The sequence below is a fragment of the Paeniglutamicibacter sp. GQ140 genome (genome assembly GCF_059759235.1).
The window spans coordinates 1-1612 of record NZ_JCAXDW010000026.1; the positions used below are offsets into that span (position 1 = coordinate 1).

Here is a 1612-nt window from a genome sequence, read left to right on the forward strand (position 1 = left end):
CCACGTTCCAATGACAGGCTTCAACGAGTGACTGGTGCGGACCACTAGGCATGTGATTCTCAGTCGTGTTCGACAATCCCACATCGTTGAACATTTGCTCATGGCTGGATACTAAGGTTCGAGGATTTCACAGCACAGTCGTCGCGTGACCAAGTGCAGGCGCCGAGCTGGAACTCTTTGGCCGAAGGTAGAAGTTGCAGAGCGAGATGTTAGGCGATTTGCTCTCATTAGATTTGTCTTTGCTTCCCTTGAACGCGACCTTACTTCTGAGTCTGGTGAAACTATCCTTTGGGCAGGGGACTGGCAGCCGGCGGTCGGTCTACTACGTCGACCTTTGAGCCCGATGGAATGTTTTCGTGAGCCGAACAGCTGTTGTTTTCCAACGCGACCTTCAGAGTTTCTGCCGTACTATTGAGCAGTTGCGTTGCGCACTATTGGTGCAAATCACGGAGGCGACTGGGTACGCTCGTCTAAGATAGATGCAGGCGTTCAATGCCCTGGTGAGGGTAAAAAGATTTTAGGGTGGGCTTCCGTGAGATGCGGAGGTCCACTGGTTCATGCGTGGGGTCCAAAACTGAAGACCCTTTTGAGAGGAACACATCTAGTGTCAAACGAAAACAAGGGCTTCGGGTCAAAGGACAACCGCGATCGGAGCGGCTCTAAGCCGAACAACAGCGATGGTTTCCGTCGCGGTGGCGATGACCGTCGCGAAGGCGGCTTCAAGCCCCGCGAAGACCGCGGCGGATTCCGTGGCGGCAATGATCGTGGTGGATTCCAGGGTGGTGACCGTCGCGAAGGCGGATTCAAGCCCCGTGAAGACCGCGGCGGCTTCAAGCCCCGCGAGGACCGCGGTGGATTCCGTGGCGGCGACGATCGCCGTGAAGGCGGATTCAAGCCCCGTGAAGACCGTGGCGGTTTCAAGCCCCGTGAAGACCGTGGCGGTTTCAAGCCCCGCGAAGACCGCGGTGGATTCCAGGGTGGCGACCGTCGCGAAGGCGGATTCAAGCCCCGTGAAGACCGCGGCGGCTTCAAGCCCCGTGAAGACCGCGGCGGATTCCGTGGCGGCAACGATCGTGGTGGATTCCAGGGTGGTGACCGTCGCGAAGGCGGATTCAAGCCCCGTGAAGACCGTGGCGGATTCCGTGGCGGCGATGATCGCCGTGAAGGCGGTTTCAAGCCTCGTGAAGATCGCGGCGGTTTCAAACCCCGCGAGGACCGCGGTGGATTCCGTGGCGGCGACGATCGCCGTGAAGGCGGTTTCAAGCCCCGTGAAGACCGTGGCGGATTCCGTGGCGGCGACGATCGCCGTGAAGGCGGTTTCAAGCCCCGTGAAGACCGCGGCGGATTCAAGCCCCGTGAAGACCGTGGCGGATTCCGTGGCGGCGACGATCGCCGTGAAGGCGGTTTCAAGCCCCGCGAGGACCGCGGTGGATTCCGTGGCGGCGACGATCGCCGTGAAGGCGGATTCAAGCCCCGTGAAGACCGCGGCGGCTTCAATCCCCGCGAGGACCGTGGCGGATTCCGTGGCGGCGACGATCGCCGTGAAGGCGGATTCAAGCCCCGTGAAGACCGCGGCGGCTTCAATCCCCGCGAGGACCGTGGCGGATTCCGT

The 1612-nt window shown here is 60.9% G+C and carries 1 protein-coding gene; it reads right to left on the minus strand.

The window, feature by feature from the left end; translation table 11 throughout:
- Nucleotides 1-631: 631 nt before the first annotated feature.
- Nucleotides 632-1612: hypothetical protein (locus AC6CHY_RS19910; protein WP_498228057.1), on the minus strand; the 981-nt coding region annotated here is incomplete at its 5' end.